Below are 16,064 nucleotides of genomic sequence, written 5' to 3'. Positions count from 1 at the left end.
CCGCACCGCACCGGCGGGCGCGCGGCCGTCAGTCTATGCGGCGGCGGTGGGCCCAGCGGGTCAGGGCGTTGCGGTTGGACTGCTGGGTCTTGCGCAGCACGTTGGAGGCGTGCGTCTCCACGGTTTTGACGGAGATGAACAGGGATTCGGCGATCTCACGGTAGGTGTAGCCGCGCGCGAGCAGGCGCAGCACCTCCAACTCGCGCGGGGTCAGCGAGTCGAGTTCGGGATCCAGGGGCGGTTCGGGTACCGGGGACCTTCCGGTGAACGAGTCCAGCACGAAGCCGGCCAGGCGCGGGCTGAAGACCGCATCGCCGCCCGCCACCCGGCGGATGCCGTCGGCCAGCTCGGATCCCGAGATCGTCTTCGTCACATACCCTCTGGCCCCGGCCCGGATCACCGCGATCACATCCTCCGCCGCATCGGACACGCTCAGCGCCAGGCACACCGGTCCCGGCTCGATGCCGGCCAGCACCGCCACCCCGCCGCCGTCGGGCATGTGCACGTCGAGCAGGACGACGTCCGGGCGCTCGGCGTTGATCCCGGCCACCGCCTCCGCTACCCCGCCGGCCTCCCCGACCACCTCCATGTCCGCCTCCCGGCTCAACTCCGCACGCACACCCGACCGGAAAACGGCGTGATCATCGACGAGAAAGACCCGCACGGCCACCTACTTCTCCTAACCGACCCTTGACCCCCAACCGGTACCACACTCATCCCCCACGCGCTCTTCGCGCACTCCACGGCAGCTGTGCGGACCCTGCGGGTCCGCGAGAAACGGACGACTAGCGGACGACGCCCGCGGCGGGGGCGGGCTCTTCGTCGTGGGCGGGGCAGCCGGAATCGGTGCGCGGCATGATGATCCGTACCTCGGTGCCACGGCCCGGCCTCGACAGGATGTCCACCTGACCGCCGCGGCGCTCGATCCGGCCGCGAATGGATTTGGCCAGGCCCCGGCGATCCTCCGGCACGGACGCGAGGTCGAAGCCGGAGCCGCGGTCACGCACGAAGACGCTCACCTGATGCGGCTCGACCTCGGCGAACAGATCGATCTCCGGGACGCCCGCGTGCTTCGCGGCATTGACCAGCGCTTCCCTGCTCGCGCCGAGCAGCGCGGTGAAGTGCTCCTTCGGCAGACCGGATCCCGAACCGTCGATGTCCATCGACACATCACCGACGGTCACCGGCGCCACCTTCACGCCGTGCTGGTCCTCCACCTCGCCCGCGATGGTCCGCAGTGCCGCGGCCAAGCTCGACTGCGCGGGGCCGGAATCCTCGAACAACCATTTCCGCAGTTCCCGCTCCTGGCTGCGGGCCAGCCGCAGCACCTCCTGCGGGTCGTCGGCCTGGCGCTGGATGAGCGCGAGCGTCTGGAGCACGGAATCGTGCAGATGCGAGGCGATCTCCTCGCGTTCCTCGTTGCGGATGCGGGCGGCGCGCTCGGCGTTCAGCGCGCGCATCATGCGCAGCCACAGCGGAACCGTCAGCAGTCCGGCGCCGACCAGCGTGACCGCCACCGCGAGCAGCGCCGAGCCGAGTGAGCTGAGATCGATCCGCGCCAGCACCACCACCCCGAGACCCGCCACGATCAGCGTCGCACCGGCGACGATCCGGGACCAGGTGATGACCGAGGGCCGTGCGGGCAGCCCGAGCAACGAACGCGGCCCGTCGACGTCGTACTCCCGCCACACCAGCGCCGCGCCGACCGCCACCACGATGATCGGCGCGATCACCTTCGCCGCCGTCCCGCTGAACACCCACGACACGGCGACCGCGAGCCCGAGTCCGAGCATGGCCAGACCGATCGCCTGCCGCCGCTCGGCACCGGAAGGTTTCGCCTGGTCCGACCCACCGGGCGTGAAGATCCACAGCAGTCCGTAGGCGGCGATGCCCGCCCCGGCCAGCGCGCACAGCAGCACGAACGCCATCCGCACCTTGAACACGTCGACGCCCAGATGGTCGGCCAGACCGCCCGCCACACCGCCGACGACCCGGCCACCCGAGCGGCGGAACATCCGCGCCTGCGGCGGCCCGGGGACCGGCGCGGGTGCGGGGCCCAGTCCGCGCGCAGCGTCGAACCCCCGAGTGTCGAACGCGGGAACAGACGGGTACATGTCTTCGATACTGCCCGACAACGCAGCTGCCAGCCATCCGGATTCACCCTGATCTCGAGCAGCGACACCCACGCCGACCAGCGCAGAAGCGGCCGGATCAGCGAAACTCGACATAGCTGAACAATTGCTACATCAGTGGATCGGTCCAAAGTGTTCAGGCCGTTTTTCAGGGTTCCCCCCGATGCGCCGATTCCGCGGGTCGGCACACCATGGGAGACATGACGAAAACGAACTTCGGCGACCAGGTCCAGCAGATATGGCAGACCCGGCCGGTCCGATTGCCGCGACAGGGGCCTATCGCGGGCGTCGCGGCGGGGTTCGCGCGGCGCTACGAGATCGATCCGGTGCTGGTTCGCGTCGCGTTCGTCGTCTCGACGATCTTCGGCGGCGCGGGCCTCGTGCTCTACCTGCTGGCCTGGCTGCTGCTGAGCGCGGCGGGCGACCCGGCGTCCGCGGCCGAATCACTGGTCGGCAAGGGCCACAGCTCGCAGTCGCAGACCAAGACCATCGTGCTGATCGTGGCGCTGGCCATCGCGGTCAGCACGATGGGCCCGGTCGGTGTCGGTCTCGGCGGATCCGGCCTGATCAGCCTCGCGCTGATGCTGGCAGGCTGGTGGATGCTGCATCTGCGCACACCCAACCCGCCACCCGGAACCACCGAGGCGTTCGGCGGATTCGCCCCGGACGGCGGGATCACCGCCACCGGCTACCCCGGCGCGGTCTTCCCGCAGGGAGCGCCCCGGACCGTCGGTGACCTGTACGTGCCGCCGACCTCCGTGTACACGCCGTACACCAAGCTGCCGGAGACATATGTCCCCGAGACGCCCGTGCCCGCCGCGAATGGCGATGCGGCAACGGTCCCGCTGCACAAGCCCGCCGCCGAGGAGCAAGCCGCCGACCCCGCGACTGTGGTGCTGGACAAGCCGGCGGCGCCCACCGGAGGGTCCACCGATGCCGGACCGGGGTCGCCCACCGGCATGCGAACCGAATCGGACGCGGCTGTCGGTGACCGAGCCGAATCGGATCCGGCTGCCAGCGGCCATGTCGGTGCTATGCCCTCGGTCGGCGACACGGCCGAGCTTCCGACGCCCCGCCCCGCCGCCGCTCACCCCGCGATCATCGGCGGCCCGACCCCACCGTCCTGGGACCCGCTCGGCGTCGCCCCACTCGCCTGGGACCTCCCCGACCCCGGCCCGGCCCGCACGGTCGTCGCTCCGCCGCAGAAGCGTCCGCGCTCGCGCCTGACGCCGGTGGTGCTCGGCCTGGCCATTCTGGCGGCGGCAGGCGCGGGGGCGGCGGCCGCATCGGGCGCGGAATGGATGACGCCGGGCCGGATCGCCGCTGCCGCGCTGGCCGTGATCGGTCTGGGCCTGGTGCTCGGCGCGTTCCTGCGGCGTGGTTACGGGTTGCTCGTGCTCACCGCGCCACTCGCGGGATTCGTGCTGCTCGCCTCCGCCGTCGGTCCGGTCGAGTTCGATCAGGCCGCGATGGGCAACCACACCTGGGCGCCCGCTTCCGTCGCGGAACTGGCGTCGAACTACCAGGTGACCATGGGCTCGGGCACGCTGGATCTGCGGTCGGTGAAACTGACCGAGAACCGCACCGTGGACGTCGACGTACGGATGGGCGAAGCCCGCGTCCTGCTTCCGGCGGACATGACCGTCCGCACCCACTGCGCAGCGACCATGGCCGAGGCCCTCTGCACCGACGGCATCAGCGGTCCGAATACTCTCGGCGCGCCGGTGCTCGAACTGAACGTCGACGTCCGCGCCGGAAACGTGGAGGTGCGACGTGGCTGAGACCGATCGCGAAAAGACGACCGATTCCCGCCGCGGCCCCGCCGCCTCGCTGCTCATCGCGGGTTTGCTGTCCATCGCTATCAGCGTGTGGGCTTTCGTCGGTCCGGCGTCCTGGCCCGCGGCCAGCATGATCCCGATCGGTTGGGTCGTCGTGATCGCCGCGATCGTCATCGGCATCCTGCTGGTGATCTCTCCCCGCAAATGACCGCACGGCCCGTCCAACCGGACGGGCCGTGCCACGTTCATCCCCAGCGATCGTCCGGGCCGGACCCCTGGTCGTCGTACGACAGGAGAATCGAATGAACACCGACGAACCCACCGATCCGGCGCGTCCCACCGCGCGGACCACACCGCCGGATCCCCGCCCAGGCAGCGCCAACGGTGCGCTGTTGGGGCACCTGATTCTGCACAGCGCCTTCCACCGCCCCCGCCGACCTCCTCGGTGACGGCGAGCGGCTACCTCCGGGAGATCACTCCCACTCGATGGTGCCCGGCGGCTTGCTGGTCACGTCCAGGACCACGCGGTTGACCTCCGGCACCTCGTTGGTGATCCGGGTGGAGATGCGTTCGAGCACCTCGTAGGGCAGCCGGGTCCAGTCGGCGGTCATGGCGTCCTCGCTGGAGACCGGGCGCAGCACGATCGGGTGACCGTAGGTGCGGCCGTCACCCTGGACGCCGACGCTGCGGACATCCGCGAGCAGCACGACCGGGCACTGCCAGATCTGTCCGTCCAGACCGGCCGCGGTCAATTCCTCGCGGGCGATCGCATCGGCCTGGCGCAGCGTCTCCAGCCGATCCGCGGTGACCTCACCGACGATCCGGATGGCGAGACCGGGCCCGGGGAAGGGTTGGCGGGCAACGATTTCCTCCGGCAGACCGAGTTCGCGGCCGACCGCGCGCACCTCGTCCTTGAACAGCAACCGCAGCGGTTCGACGAGTTCGAACTCCAGGTCGTCGGGCAGGCCGCCGACATTGTGATGGCTTTTGATGTTCGCGGTGCCGGTACCGCCGCCGGACTCCACGACGTCCGGGTAGAGCGTGCCCTGCACCAGGAACTCGACCTTCGGCGCCGCGCCGTCGGCCTCGCCGTGCTCGAGCACCACCTCGCCCACCGCATCCTCGAAGGACCGGATGAACTCCCGGCCGATGGTCTTGCGCTTCTCCTCGGGATCGGTCACGCCCTTCAACTCGCCGAGGAATTTGTCCACCGCGTCGACGGTCACCAGCTTGGCGCCGGTCGCGGCGACGAAATCCTGCTGCACCTGCTCGCGCTCCCCGGCCCGCAGCAGACCGTGGTCGACGAACACACAGGTCAGCCGGTCGCCGATGGCGCGCTGCACCAGGGCGGCGGCGACGGCGCTGTCCACCCCGCCGGACAACCCGCAGATCGCGTGCCGGTCACCGATCTGCTCACGCACCGAGGCGACCAGCGAGTCGGCGATGTTCGCCGGAGTCCAGGTGGAGGGGATGCCCGCGAGCTCGTGCAGGAACCGGCTCAGCACCTGCTGGCCGTGCGGCGAATGCAGCACCTCCGGGTGGTACTGCACACCGGCCAGGCGGCGCGCGCGGTCCTCGAACGCGGCGACCGGAGCGCCCGCGGTGGTGCCGGTGACCTCGAAGCCCTCCGGCGCGTCGGTGACCGCGTCGCCGTGGCTCATCCACACCGGCTGAATGGTGGGCAGGCCGCCGTGCAGCAAACCGCCATCGATGTTGAGTTCGGTGCGCCCGTATTCGCGAGTGCCGGTATGCGCGACCGTGCCACCGAGTGCCTGGGCCATCGCCTGGAAGCCGTAGCAGATGCCGAAGACCGGCAGCCCCAGCTCGAACAACCGCGGGTCCAGCTGCGGCGCGCCCTCGGCGTACACGCTGGCCGGGCCGCCGGAGAGGATCACCGCGAGCGGCTGCTTGTCGGCGATCTCCTCCACCGTCGCGGTGTGCGGAACCACCTCCGAGAACACGCTCGACTCGCGAACCCGCCGCGCGATCAGCTGGGCGTACTGTGCTCCGAAGTCGACGACGAGGACCGGTCTCTGGGTTTGTGCCACCCACCCAGTTTAGTGAGCGGCGAAACGAGCGAATCATCGGCACAGCGCCCCTCGCTCGGGAGGCGAGCCGACCGCCCGAATCGTCACCCGTGGCCGGGCCGGCTGGTTATCCTTCTGCTCGTGCCCTTCGCCCGCGCGATCGATGCCGACATCCATTACGAGGACAGCGGCGGGGACGGCCCGGTGGTACTGCTGGCGCACGAGTTCTTCATGGACCGCACCATGTTCGCCGCCCAAATGGCCGCGCTCGCACCGGAGTTCCGGATCGTCTCCTGGGATGCCCGCGGCCACGGCCGCACCAGGGACGAGGGCCTACCCTTCACCTACTGGACCGCGGCCCGCGACGCGCTGACCATCCTCGATCATCTCGGCGCCGAACAGGCCGTCATCGGCGGCACCGCCCAGGGCGGCTTCACCGCGCTGCGCACCGCCTTGATCGCGCCGGAACGCGTCTCCGCGCTGATCCTGATCAGCACCGAAGCGCACGGGCCCACCCCGCAGCAGTCCACCGCCACTCAGAAATTCCTCGAAGAGTGGTACGACGACGGCTCCCGCGAACGGGCCGTGCACCAGCTGGCTTCCTGGCTGATCGGCGACGACGAGTGGTACCGCCAGATCTGGACCCAGCGCTGGATGGTGCGCGACCGTCGCGGCATCGAGGTCGCGGCCGGCTGCCTGCTCAGCCGGGATTCGGTGCTGGATCGCCTGCGCGAAATCGCTTGTCCCGCTCTGGTGATCCACCCCACCCACAGCGGTATGGACCGCGAACGCGCCCAGGAACTGGCCCACGGCCTGTCCGGCGCCACGTTCATCGAGATCGCGGACGCCCGACTGGCGGTGACGATGACCCACCCCGAGCCGGTGAACCACGCGATCCGTCAATTCCTGCGCGCACGGACGAAACCGACCCGCGTGCGCTGAACCCGGCCCGCGCGAGCACCGCGTAAATGTTTGCGGCACAAAGCCGCATGCCTCGTGGTGCGCGAAACACGTCGGTACCTTGGCGGTGGGCGAGCCATGCAACGGCCTGCCGTTGTACACGGCCCGCACGCCTCCGAGCCACCCGGCGCTCACCGGAGAAGCGAGTCTTACGAGCGCCGTTCGCGGCCCGGCTCGCGTTCCAGCGGTCGAAGCGCATGCGCCGCAGGCGCGAGTCTCGACCGCTGGAACGCGAGCCATAAGGGGCCGCGAACACGCAGCGCCGCAGGCGCTGCAAATCGAACAAAGCTCAGGCGCGCACGCTGAGGCCGACCCTCTGGAATTCCTTCAAATCCGAGTAACCGGCCTTGGCCATCGAACGACGCAGTCCACCAACGAGGTTCAGCGATCCGAACGGATCGTCGGACGGCCCGAACAGCACCCGCTCCAGGCTCGGGCGCACCGTGTCACCGACCGGCTCGCCACCGAGATCCCACGGATCGTCGACGTGTAGCAGCGACCCGCGCGGAACCGAAGGGTGCGCGGCCGCCGACGGCCAGTACCAGCCGCGGCCCGGCGCCTCCGCCGCCACGGCGAGCGGAACTCCGAGCATGGCGGCGTCCGCGCCGCACGCGATCGCCTTGGCCAGCTGCCCCGAGGTGGCGACGTCACCGTCCGCGATGACGTGCACGTAGCGGCCGCCGGTCTCGTCCAGGTAGTCGCGGCGCGCGGCGGCGGCATCCGCGATCGCGGTGGCCATCGGCACGCCGATGCCCAGCACCTCGCCGGTGGTCGTCGCGCCGGGGTAGGAGCCGTAGCCGACGATGACACCCGCCGCCCCGGTGCGCATCAGGTGCAGCGCGGTGCGGTGATCGCTCACGCCGCCCGCGACCACGGGCACGTCCAGCTCGGCGATGAAGGTCTTCAGATTCAACGGCTCACCGTCGCCGACATGCTCGGCGGAGATGATCGTGCCGTGCACCACGAGCAGGTCGATGCCCGCCTGCAGCAGCGCCGGGGTGAGCGTGCGCGCGTTCTGCGGGCTCACCCGCACCGCCACGGTGACACCGGCGGCGCGGACCTGCGCGACCGCGGCGGCGAGCAGGTCCGGCTGCATCGGCGCGGCGTGCAGTTCCTGCAGCAACGCCACGGCGCGCTCGTAGCCGCCCTTGCCGACCAGCTCGAGCAGCTGGTCGATCTTCGCACCGACATCGGCGTGCCGCGCCCACAGACCCTCGCCGTTGATCACGCCGAGCCCGCCGAGGCGACCGAGCTCGATGGCGAACTCCGGCGATACCAGCGCGTCGGTGGGATGCGCGAGAAACGGGATCTCGAAACGGTAGGCGTCCAGCTGCCAGGACAGCGAGACCTGCTTCGACGAGCGGGTCCGGCGCGAGGGGACGATGTCGACGTCGTCCAGCTCATAGGTACGCCGGGCGGTCCGGCCCATGCCGATCTCCACCATGTCGCGCACGCGAAATCTCCTTAATTCTGGCAGCGCCTGCGGCGCTGCGTGTTCGCGGCCCCTTGATGGCTCGCGTTCCAGCGGTCGAGACTCGCGCCTCCGGCGCATGCGCTTCGACCGCTGGAACGCAAGCCGGGCCGCGAACGGCGCTCGTAAGACTCGCGCCTCCAGTGGTTACTTGTGGGGGCAGGTGGACAGCACAAATGAACCGCCAACTCCCGCGCAGCTTGCACACCGCCACGACCGATGGGCAAGCTCAATCATGCACGGACCGGTTGGTCCTGTACATGAACCTAGTGGGCTAACCGCGTCCCGTGTAGTTAGGGGCCTCGACGGTCATGGTGATGTCGTGCGGATGGCTCTCCTTGAGGCCCGCCGCGGTGATCTGCACGAACTGGGCCTCCTGCAGATGCGCGATCGACTGGGAGCCGGTGTAGCCCATGGCAGCGCGCAGGCCGCCGACCAGCTGATGGATCACCTGGTTGACCGGGCCGCGGAACGGCACCCTGCCCTCGATGCCCTCGGGGACCAGCTTGTCCTCGGCCAGTACGTCGTCCTGGAAGTAGCGGTCCTTGGAGAACGACTTGGCCTGGCCGCGACCCTGCATGGCGCCCAGCGAGCCCATGCCGCGGTAGCTCTTGAACTGCTTGCCGCCGACGAGGATCAGCTCGCCCGGCGACTCGGCGGTGCCCGCGAGCAGCGAGCCGAGCATCACGGTGGACGCGCCGGCGGCGATGGCCTTGGCGATGTCGCCGGAGAACTGGATGCCGCCGTCGGCGATCACCGGGACGCCCGCGGACTTGCACGCGGCGACCGCCTCCAGGATCGCGGTGATCTGCGGCGCGCCGACGCCCGCGACGACGCGGGTGGTGCAGATGGAACCGGGGCCGACGCCCACCTTGACCGCGTCCGCGCCCGCTTCGACCAAGGCCGCCGCGCCCGCACGGGTGGCCACGTTGCCGCCGACCACCTGAATTCGATCGCCGACCTCGGTCTTGACCTTGGTCACCATCTGCAGCACCTGCGCCTGGTGACCGTGCGCGGTGTCCACCACCAGCACGTCGACACCCGCGTCGGCCAGCGTCATGGCACGCGACCACGCGTCCTCACCGACACCGACCGCGGCGCCGACCAGCAGGCGGCCGTCACGGTCCTTGGTGGCGTCGGGGTACTGATCGGTCTTGACGAAGTCCTTGACGGTGATCAGGCCGCGCAGGCGGCCGTTGCCGTCGACGATCGGCAGCTTCTCCACCTTGTGCCTGCGCAGCAGCCCCAGCGCGGCCTCGGCGGTCACGCCCTCCTGCGCGGTGATCAGCGGAGCCTTCGTCATCACGTCGGCGACGCGGCGGTTCTGGTCCACCTCGAACCGCATGTCGCGGTTGGTGATGATGCCCACAAGCGCACCGGTCTCGTCCACCACCGGGAGGCCGGAGATGCGGAACCTGGCGCACATGGCGTCGACCTCGGCGAGGGTGTCGTTCGGGCGGCAGGTCACCGGGTCGGTGACCATGCCCGCCTCCGACCGCTTGACCGTCTCCACCTGGGCGGCCTGGTCGGCTGCCGAGAGGTTGCGGTGCAACACGCCCATGCCGCCCGCGCGGGCCATGGCGATCGCCATCCGCGCCTCGGTCACCGTGTCCATGGCCGAACTCACCAGCGGGGTCCGCAAGCGGATCTCCCTGGTGAGGCGGCTGGAGGTCTCCACAGAACTGGGGATGAGATCCGAGGCGGCAGGCAGCAACAGCACATCATCGAATGTGAGGCCGAGCATGGCGATCTTGTTCGGATCGTCGCCACCCGTAGGAGGGCGGACTGCGAGTCGTTCGCCCGGTACGGGATTACTCATTCGGATCGACCCCTCCTGGACGTCGATAGCGACCGGCGCAGGCACAACCTGCGCCGTGACGGCTGATGGGATGGACGTGGTTCGGCGGCGGTGCGGTCGGGACCCGCCGTAGCCTGTTCTCCATGGTATCTGTCCGGTGAACTCGCCGACGAAGTGAGCCCACCACCGAAACTGGCGGGCCGCATCGCTGGCGCAGACCACCCTGTTCTGCGTACCGTGGGGATGTGCGTGACCATCTACCACCTGGCTTGCCGCCGGATCCGTTCGCCGGAGACCCCTCCGACCCGTCCGCCGCGCTCGACGCCATCGAGCCCGGCGAACCGCTGGATCCCCACGAGCGCCTTGCGGTCGAGGAGGATCTCGCCGACCTCGCGGTGTACGAGGCGCTGCTGGCCCACCGCGGCATCCGCGGTCTCGTGGTCAGCTGCGAAGACTGCAGGCAGGACCATTACCACGACTGGGACATGTTGCGCGCCAACTTGCTTCAGTTGCTGGTCGACGGCACGGTCCGCCCGCACGAGCCCGCCTACGACCCGACGCCGGAAGCGTACGTCACCTGGGACTACTGCCGGGGCTACGCGGACGCCTCGATGAACGAGGCTTTTCACGGCGACGGGTTCGACGGATTCGACGGCTGAGACCGCCTTCACCGATACGCACGCGGGCCTCTGGAGGCTCGCGTACCTCGCCCTTGCCGATGTGATTCTCGACGCACACACTCACTTCGGCAAGCGGACATCGCGGCTCCGTCGCGGGCCGACACGCCGATGACTCAGGGCCCGATGACCCACAGACCGACGCCCGCAAAGACAAAAAACCGACCGCCTGCCCGGCGATCGGTTCTTGCCTTTGCGGTTACTTCGTCTATCAGCGACCGGGCGGCACGAACGACCCCGGGTTGGGGATGACGGGCACACTGAAGGTCGGCGGCTGAATGTTGCCGTTCGTACCGGTGTTGCCCTGTGTGGGAGCGGTGGGCGGCTGCTGCGGCTGCGGCGCCGACGGATTACCGGTATCCGCCGTGGGCCCACCCGTAGGCGGCGGCTTGACCTCCGTGATCGGCGGCTCCTGCGGAACCGTCGGTTCCACGGTGGCCGGCGGCTGGGTGGTCACCGGCGGCACCGTGGTCACCGGCGGCACCGTGGTCGGCGCGCCGCCGCCGTTCGAAGTTCCGCCGCCGTTCGATGTTCCACCGCCGGTCGGAGCGGTGGCATCGACTGTGGTCGAAGGTTTCGTCGCATCGCCCGGCTGCTGCACGATCGTGGACGTCCCGCCGGTCGACTGGTTGGGCTTCGTGGTCGCGCTGGTGCCGGGGGTAGCGCGCGGATCAGTGGTCTTGGGCACCGTCGACTCGAGCTGTTCGGCCAGTTCCGGTTCCACCTTGCGCAGTTCCGCGAGCAACCGCTCCCACTCCGCCATCAGGTCGGCGCGCTTATCCGGATCGCTGACCTGCGCGGCGTTCTCCTTGGCCCGCTCCAAGCGCACCTTCGCCTCGGCGGGATTCTGCGTGACCAGCGTCGACGCCTCGTCCAGATCGTTGCCCGCGCGCTGCACCACGGTGGTCTGGGCCTGTTCGCTGAACACGACCTCCTTGACCCGCCACAGCGGATCACCCGGCTCCGCGTTGTACGAGAACGCCGTCATGCCGCCGAAGACCAAGGCCAGCGCGGCCGCGGCACCCATGATCGGGCGCAGAAGCCTCAGTCGCCCGCCGGTGGGCGCCCCGATGCGAACCTGCCGCGCGCCGATCTCCTGGTTCACCGCGGCCACGATCGCATCCAGGTCCGGTTCGGCCGGCATCGGAGGTGCGATCAGTTCCGCTCGCCAATCCGCGAGCAACGTCGCGAGCTGATACTCCTCGGCGCTGTCGGTGTGCACCGGACCATCGCTGGCGATGGCGTCGATCAGAGCATCGTCGCGGCGTACCGCTGCGATGTCGACCGGGCCGGTGTCCCCGGACGCCTCGGCGTAGGGACCGCTGTTTCGCGATCCAAGCCGCGCCTTCCGATCACCCCGACCGCGCTCGCCATCCCTAGCCATACATTTCACCTGCCCTCGCCACTTGTGACTTGAGTTTCGCGAGTGCCCTGTGTTGGGCCACCCGGATCGCACCCGCCGTACTGCCCACGGCGACTGCGGTTTCTTCCGCTGACAAACCCATGACCAAGCGCAGGATCAAGATCTCTCGGTGCTTCTCGGGAAGCGTCGCGAGCAAACGGTTCATCTGTCTGCTCGTCTCTGATTCGAGAGCTCGTTGTTCCGGTCCCTGGTCGGTGGATATGACATCTGGTACTTCGGCCATCGCCTCCGCCTTGTTACGGGCGGCATTGCGATGAGCGTCGGCGACCTTGTGCGAAGCGATCCCGTAAACAAAGGCCATGAAGGGCCTGCCCTGGTCTTGATACCTGGGCAAGGCTGTCATCACAGCCAGGCAAACCTCCTGCGCAACGTCGTCCGCGGAGAGCTGCCCACGCTCCGCGGCTCCGATCCGCGCGCGGCAGTAGCGCACCACCAGCGGGCGGATCATCTCCAGTACCTGAGCTAAAGCGGATCTGTCGCCCTGCGCAGCGGCAGCGACGGCGAGGTCCAACTCTTCGCCCGTGTGCGTCATCGTCAGAGATATTCCTGGCGTTACAAGTGGCACGGTCCGGTGACGACCAGTGCTTCCACCGAAGGGGCGGAACGGATCTAACAATAGCGACCCGATGGCCGGAACTTGGCAACACGGTGGACTCCGTGATCACCTAGCCGCCACCCAGCGGGCGCAACGCTCCGCCGGCACGGGCGATGACCGCGGCGCACTCGGCCGCCTCTGCCGCCGCATCCGGTGCGCCGGAACCGGCGCGGAGCATGGCACAGGCCCAGCGCAACGGCAGCAGTCCGTGTTCGCGGCACCGCTCGGCGACGTCCTCGGCGGAAACACCGGATCGTCCGCGTGCGTCGCGGGCCGCGTCGGCCGCGGCGACCAGCAGGCGGGACTTGACCTGGTGCCGCACCGACGGGGATCGGTCGGCCAGCTCGAGCGCGGTCGCCGCGTGCGCCGCTGCCGTGTCGAAATCACCTGCTGCCAGGGCGGTTTCGGCGGACACCCAGCCCAGGCGGATCGCCGGACGCCAACCGGCCCCGTACTGCCGCGCCGCCGACGCGCTGCGCCGCAGCAGCCGATCGGCCAGCGCGAGCCGCCCGGTCCCGAGCGCGTCGGCGGCGAGCCCGGTGAGCGCGTCACAGATCGCGTCGGCGCGGCTGGGACGGTAACCGCCCGTCTCCTCCGAAGAACCCCAGGAGCCGGCTTCCGCCCCAGCGCCGGTGGTGAGGATCAGCGCGGCGGCCCGCCCGTCGAACGCCGCCGCACGCTCGTGCCTGCCGAGCTGGCGCAGAAAAGAGCCCTCGGTACTTCCCGCCAGTGAGAGGAGGACGGGGTCGGTGCTGTGGTTGCATACCCTTCGCAATTCGGCACGCGCCGCGGCATAGCGCCCCTGGCCACCGAGGACCACCGCGCGATACCACCCGCCGAGTGCGTCCGAGGCGGGCGGCAACTCGGCGGCAGCGCGCCCCGGATCGGCGCCGAAGGCGGCCTCGGCGAGGACCGCGACGTGAGGATCTCCGAGCGGAGCGGGCGCGAACACGGGCGCACTCTATCCTGTGCGGCACGCGGGCCGGGACGACGAAAGGTGAGCGACCACGGACAGGCCGGCACTCGGCATTTCCGCCGCCGCGCCGATGTTTCCATTAGGTAAATCTAGCCCCTGGCAATCGCCGAGCGGCCGCGCCGGGAATTCATGCGCGTTTCGCGTAATTAACCTGCCCGCCCCGTTTCCGCCATCTTCGGATCCGCGGGTCCGAACCCCCTCGGCGGCCGGAGCGGTCGCCGTCATGCGCGCACCATCCGCTCCGAAGCGGCTCCGCACCGCAAAAAGCGGCCCTACCTGCGCAAATCTGATCGCCCACGACACATGCGGATACAACGGTCCTCCGGCCAACCGAACAGTATCGCCGGAACCAACGCAAAAAGTAAATAGTTCGGAGGTTAAATTTCACAGCGCGAGATTTGGAAAAGTGCTGCGCCGAACTATTGACGGAATTTCGCGGCTGGACCTAACGTAGCTCATCGCCACAGACGGCGCCGCGCGAAATTGCAGCGACCGCGAAGGGCGAGCCCGGGCACCTTCGCCGACACGGCGGCGGGGCCCACAACTGTTGCAGAACAACTGCTCGACAACGCTGACGAGCTCGCACCACGAGGAGTTCACCATGCCCATGCCGACCCACCTCCCGGGACCCAACGCCGATGTCTGGGATTGGCAGATGCGAGGATCGTGCCGCGGGCAGGATTCCGCGGTGTTCTTCCATCCCGATGGCGAGCGTGGCCGAGCCCGCACCGCGCGCGAGATGCGTGCCAAGGAGATCTGCCGCACCTGCCCGGTGCTCATGCAATGCCGCACTCACGCGCTGAAAGTCAGCGAGCCCTATGGCATCTGGGGCGGCATGTCGGAGACCGAGCGCGAGATGCACGCGCGGCGCAACCGCCGCCGCATGGCCGTCTGAATCAATCCCCTCCCATCCACACGCCACCGGGCGTCGAATTCCTAGCAAACAACGGGCCACTGCAACATGCTCCGGTCGAGCCGCTCACGCGACACGGTGATCGGTTCAGCGCCGGAGGTCGGCGCGTGGGTTCCGATCGTCACCATCGATCGGCCGGCCGCCGAGCGAAGGCCGGGAACCGTGGCTCCGCCGTTTCCGGCACGGTGCGACAGTGCTCGGCGTGTCACGGCTGTCTCCTCCCGAGATATCCGGCGTGTCGGCGCTTTTCGCAACGCGGCGCCGGATCCGCGCCGGGCTTGCGGGCACCCCACCGGAAGGGAGGTCATAGCGGCACGCTACGGTAGTGACCGATGACACAGAATGGAGCGTTGTGACAACGCGGCCGCCAGCCGCAGAGGGCGACTCGTTCCGAAGAGAAGCCTTCCCACCCACGGTGGATTCTGCGGTTACGGCACGCGCAGCCGAAAGTATCGAGCTCGCCGCGCTTCTGCATCGGTGCGGCCGAGCCGACCAGGAAGCATTCGCCGAACTGTACGACCGGACGTGCGCGCGCGTCTTCGGTCTGGTGTTGCGCGTTCTGCACGATCCTGGATACGCGGAGGAGACCACACAGGAGGTCTATCTGCAGATCTGGCGGATGGCATCGAGCTTCGACCCGGCGAAGGGTTCCGCGGTGACGTGGTTGATGACGCTCGCCCATCGGCGCGCCGTCGACCGTGTCCGCGCCGAACAGGCCCACACCCAGCGCGAGGTCGCCTACGGGATACGGGTGCTCGGCAACGAATTCGACGAGGTCACCGAAGAGGTCGAGCGCAGGCTCGACCAACAGGCCGTCCTGGCCGGTCTCGCCACACTCACCGAAACCCAGCGGGAAGCCATCTCGCTCGCCTACTACGGTGGGCGCACCTATGCGGAGGTAGCCACCTACCTCGACGTAGGGTTACCTACGGTTAAGTCCCGGATTCGGGACGGATTGACACGACTGAAGAAAAGTTTGGGGGTGACGTGAGATGAACGAACGCCAGATCGATCTCGCGCACACCGTCGCGCTCGGATCGATCGACGACGAAGACCATCAAGAGGTGCAGGAACTGTTCGACAGCGAGGACCCCGTGCTACGCGCGGAGTTCATCCGGGAAGTCAGAGACACCAAAGAAGCGCTCTCCGCTCTCGCCACCGCCACGGCGGCCGCTCCGCCGCCCGCGCTGCGTGCTCGCCTACTCGCGGCCATCGCCGCAGAACAGCCGCCGGTCGCCAGCTGAAACCCGGCGTCGCGCCAGGCATTCCCGCTCCACGTGTACGGGCCCGACGGTCCGGACCAACCGCCGACCT

The 16,064-nt window shown here is 69.2% G+C and carries 16 protein-coding genes; 8 read left to right on the top strand and 8 right to left on the bottom strand.

What is annotated here, in order from left to right; translation table 11 throughout:
* Positions 1–28: 28 nt before the first annotated feature.
* The gene (locus NG1_RS20810) at positions 29–664 is read right to left on the bottom strand and encodes a response regulator (protein WP_040865043.1); all 636 of its coding nucleotides are present in this window, start codon (positions 662–664) and stop codon (positions 29–31) included.
* 121 nt (positions 665–785) lie between these two features.
* Positions 786–2,114 carry a PspC domain-containing protein gene (locus tag NG1_RS20805; RefSeq protein WP_084499064.1) on the bottom strand — a complete coding sequence of 443 codons (1,329 nt, stop codon included), beginning with the start codon at positions 2,112–2,114 and terminating at the stop codon, positions 786–788.
* A gap of 209 nt (positions 2,115–2,323) precedes the next feature.
* Here NG1_RS20805 and NG1_RS20800 point away from each other — a divergent pair, with 209 nt between their 5' ends.
* The 3 genes from NG1_RS20800 to NG1_RS36795 all read left to right on the top strand — a co-directional run bounded on the left by NG1_RS20800 (position 2,324) and on the right by NG1_RS36795 (position 4,359).
* Complete coding sequence (locus NG1_RS20800) at positions 2,324–3,913, top strand: PspC domain-containing protein (protein ID WP_062973249.1); 1,590 nt, start codon at positions 2,324–2,326, stop codon at positions 3,911–3,913.
* The gene (locus tag NG1_RS20795) at positions 3,906–4,118 is read left to right on the top strand and encodes a hypothetical protein (RefSeq protein ID WP_062973248.1); all 213 of its coding nucleotides are present in this window, start codon (positions 3,906–3,908) and stop codon (positions 4,116–4,118) included. The genes NG1_RS20800 and NG1_RS20795 overlap by 8 nt, the downstream gene beginning before the upstream one ends.
* 94 nt (positions 4,119–4,212) lie before the next feature.
* Positions 4,213–4,359 carry a hypothetical protein gene (locus NG1_RS36795; protein ID WP_157114145.1) on the top strand — a complete coding sequence of 49 codons (147 nt, stop codon included), beginning with the start codon at positions 4,213–4,215 and terminating at the stop codon, positions 4,357–4,359.
* A 24-nt stretch (positions 4,360–4,383) separates the two neighbouring features.
* On the opposite strand, the gene guaA is transcribed toward NG1_RS36795, so the two are convergent.
* Complete coding sequence (guaA, locus tag NG1_RS20790) at positions 4,384–5,958, bottom strand: glutamine-hydrolyzing GMP synthase (protein ID WP_062973246.1); 1,575 nt, start codon at positions 5,956–5,958, stop codon at positions 4,384–4,386.
* A gap of 120 nt (positions 5,959–6,078) precedes the next feature.
* On the opposite strand from guaA, the gene NG1_RS20785 reads away from it, so the two are divergent.
* A complete protein-coding gene (locus NG1_RS20785; protein WP_062973241.1) occupies positions 6,079–6,879 on the top strand; it encodes an alpha/beta fold hydrolase in 801 nt (266 codons plus the stop codon).
* Between the two features lie 307 nt (positions 6,880–7,186).
* On the opposite strand, the gene NG1_RS20780 is transcribed toward NG1_RS20785, so the two are convergent.
* Positions 7,187–8,350 (bottom strand): GuaB3 family IMP dehydrogenase-related protein, encoded by a 1,164-nt coding sequence (locus tag NG1_RS20780; RefSeq protein ID WP_062973239.1) that lies wholly within the window; start codon positions 8,348–8,350, stop codon positions 7,187–7,189.
* A gap of 292 nt (positions 8,351–8,642) precedes the next feature.
* Complete coding sequence (guaB, locus tag NG1_RS20775) at positions 8,643–10,187, bottom strand: IMP dehydrogenase (RefSeq protein WP_281218279.1); 1,545 nt, start codon at positions 10,185–10,187, stop codon at positions 8,643–8,645.
* A gap of 224 nt (positions 10,188–10,411) precedes the next feature.
* Here guaB and NG1_RS20770 point away from each other — a divergent pair, with 224 nt between their 5' ends.
* Complete coding sequence (locus tag NG1_RS20770) at positions 10,412–10,825, top strand: DUF5319 domain-containing protein (RefSeq protein ID WP_039795739.1); 414 nt, start codon at positions 10,412–10,414, stop codon at positions 10,823–10,825.
* A 229-nt stretch (positions 10,826–11,054) separates the two neighbouring features.
* Here NG1_RS20770 and NG1_RS20765 read toward each other — a convergent pair whose 3' ends face one another.
* The 3 genes from NG1_RS20765 to NG1_RS20755 form a co-directional block, all read right to left on the bottom strand.
* Positions 11,055–12,227: an anti-sigma-D factor RsdA gene (locus NG1_RS20765; RefSeq protein ID WP_062973237.1), complete on the bottom strand. Its 1,173-nt coding sequence runs from the start codon at positions 12,225–12,227 to the stop codon at positions 11,055–11,057.
* Entirely contained in the window at positions 12,220–12,798 is a 579-nt protein-coding gene (locus tag NG1_RS20760; protein WP_040864971.1) for a sigma-70 family RNA polymerase sigma factor, read from the bottom strand. Before NG1_RS20760 ends, NG1_RS20765 begins: the two co-directional genes overlap by 8 nt.
* A 133-nt stretch (positions 12,799–12,931) precedes the next feature.
* Positions 12,932–13,813, bottom strand: a complete 882-nt coding sequence (locus NG1_RS20755) for a hypothetical protein (protein ID WP_062973236.1) — start codon at positions 13,811–13,813, stop codon at positions 12,932–12,934.
* Positions 13,814–14,438: 625 nt separating this feature from the next.
* On the opposite strand from NG1_RS20755, the gene NG1_RS20750 reads away from it, so the two are divergent.
* The 3 genes from NG1_RS20750 to NG1_RS20740 all read left to right on the top strand — a co-directional run bounded on the left by NG1_RS20750 (position 14,439) and on the right by NG1_RS20740 (position 15,994).
* Complete coding sequence (locus tag NG1_RS20750; RefSeq protein ID WP_040865039.1) at positions 14,439–14,732, top strand: WhiB family transcriptional regulator; 294 nt, start codon at positions 14,439–14,441, stop codon at positions 14,730–14,732.
* A 433-nt stretch (positions 14,733–15,165) separates the two neighbouring features.
* Positions 15,166–15,741, top strand: a complete 576-nt coding sequence (locus tag NG1_RS20745) for a sigma-70 family RNA polymerase sigma factor (protein WP_040864969.1) — start codon at positions 15,166–15,168, stop codon at positions 15,739–15,741.
* Between the two features lies 1 nt (position 15,742).
* Positions 15,743–15,994: an RskA family anti-sigma factor gene (locus NG1_RS20740; protein ID WP_040864968.1), complete on the top strand. Its 252-nt coding sequence runs from the start codon at positions 15,743–15,745 to the stop codon at positions 15,992–15,994.
* Positions 15,995–16,064: the final 70 nt, after the last annotated feature.

The organism is Nocardia gamkensis NBRC 108242 (assembly GCF_001612985.1).
Lineage (GTDB): Bacteria > Actinomycetota > Actinomycetes > Mycobacteriales > Mycobacteriaceae > Nocardia > Nocardia gamkensis.
This window is presented reverse-complemented; position numbering and strand designations above follow the sequence as displayed.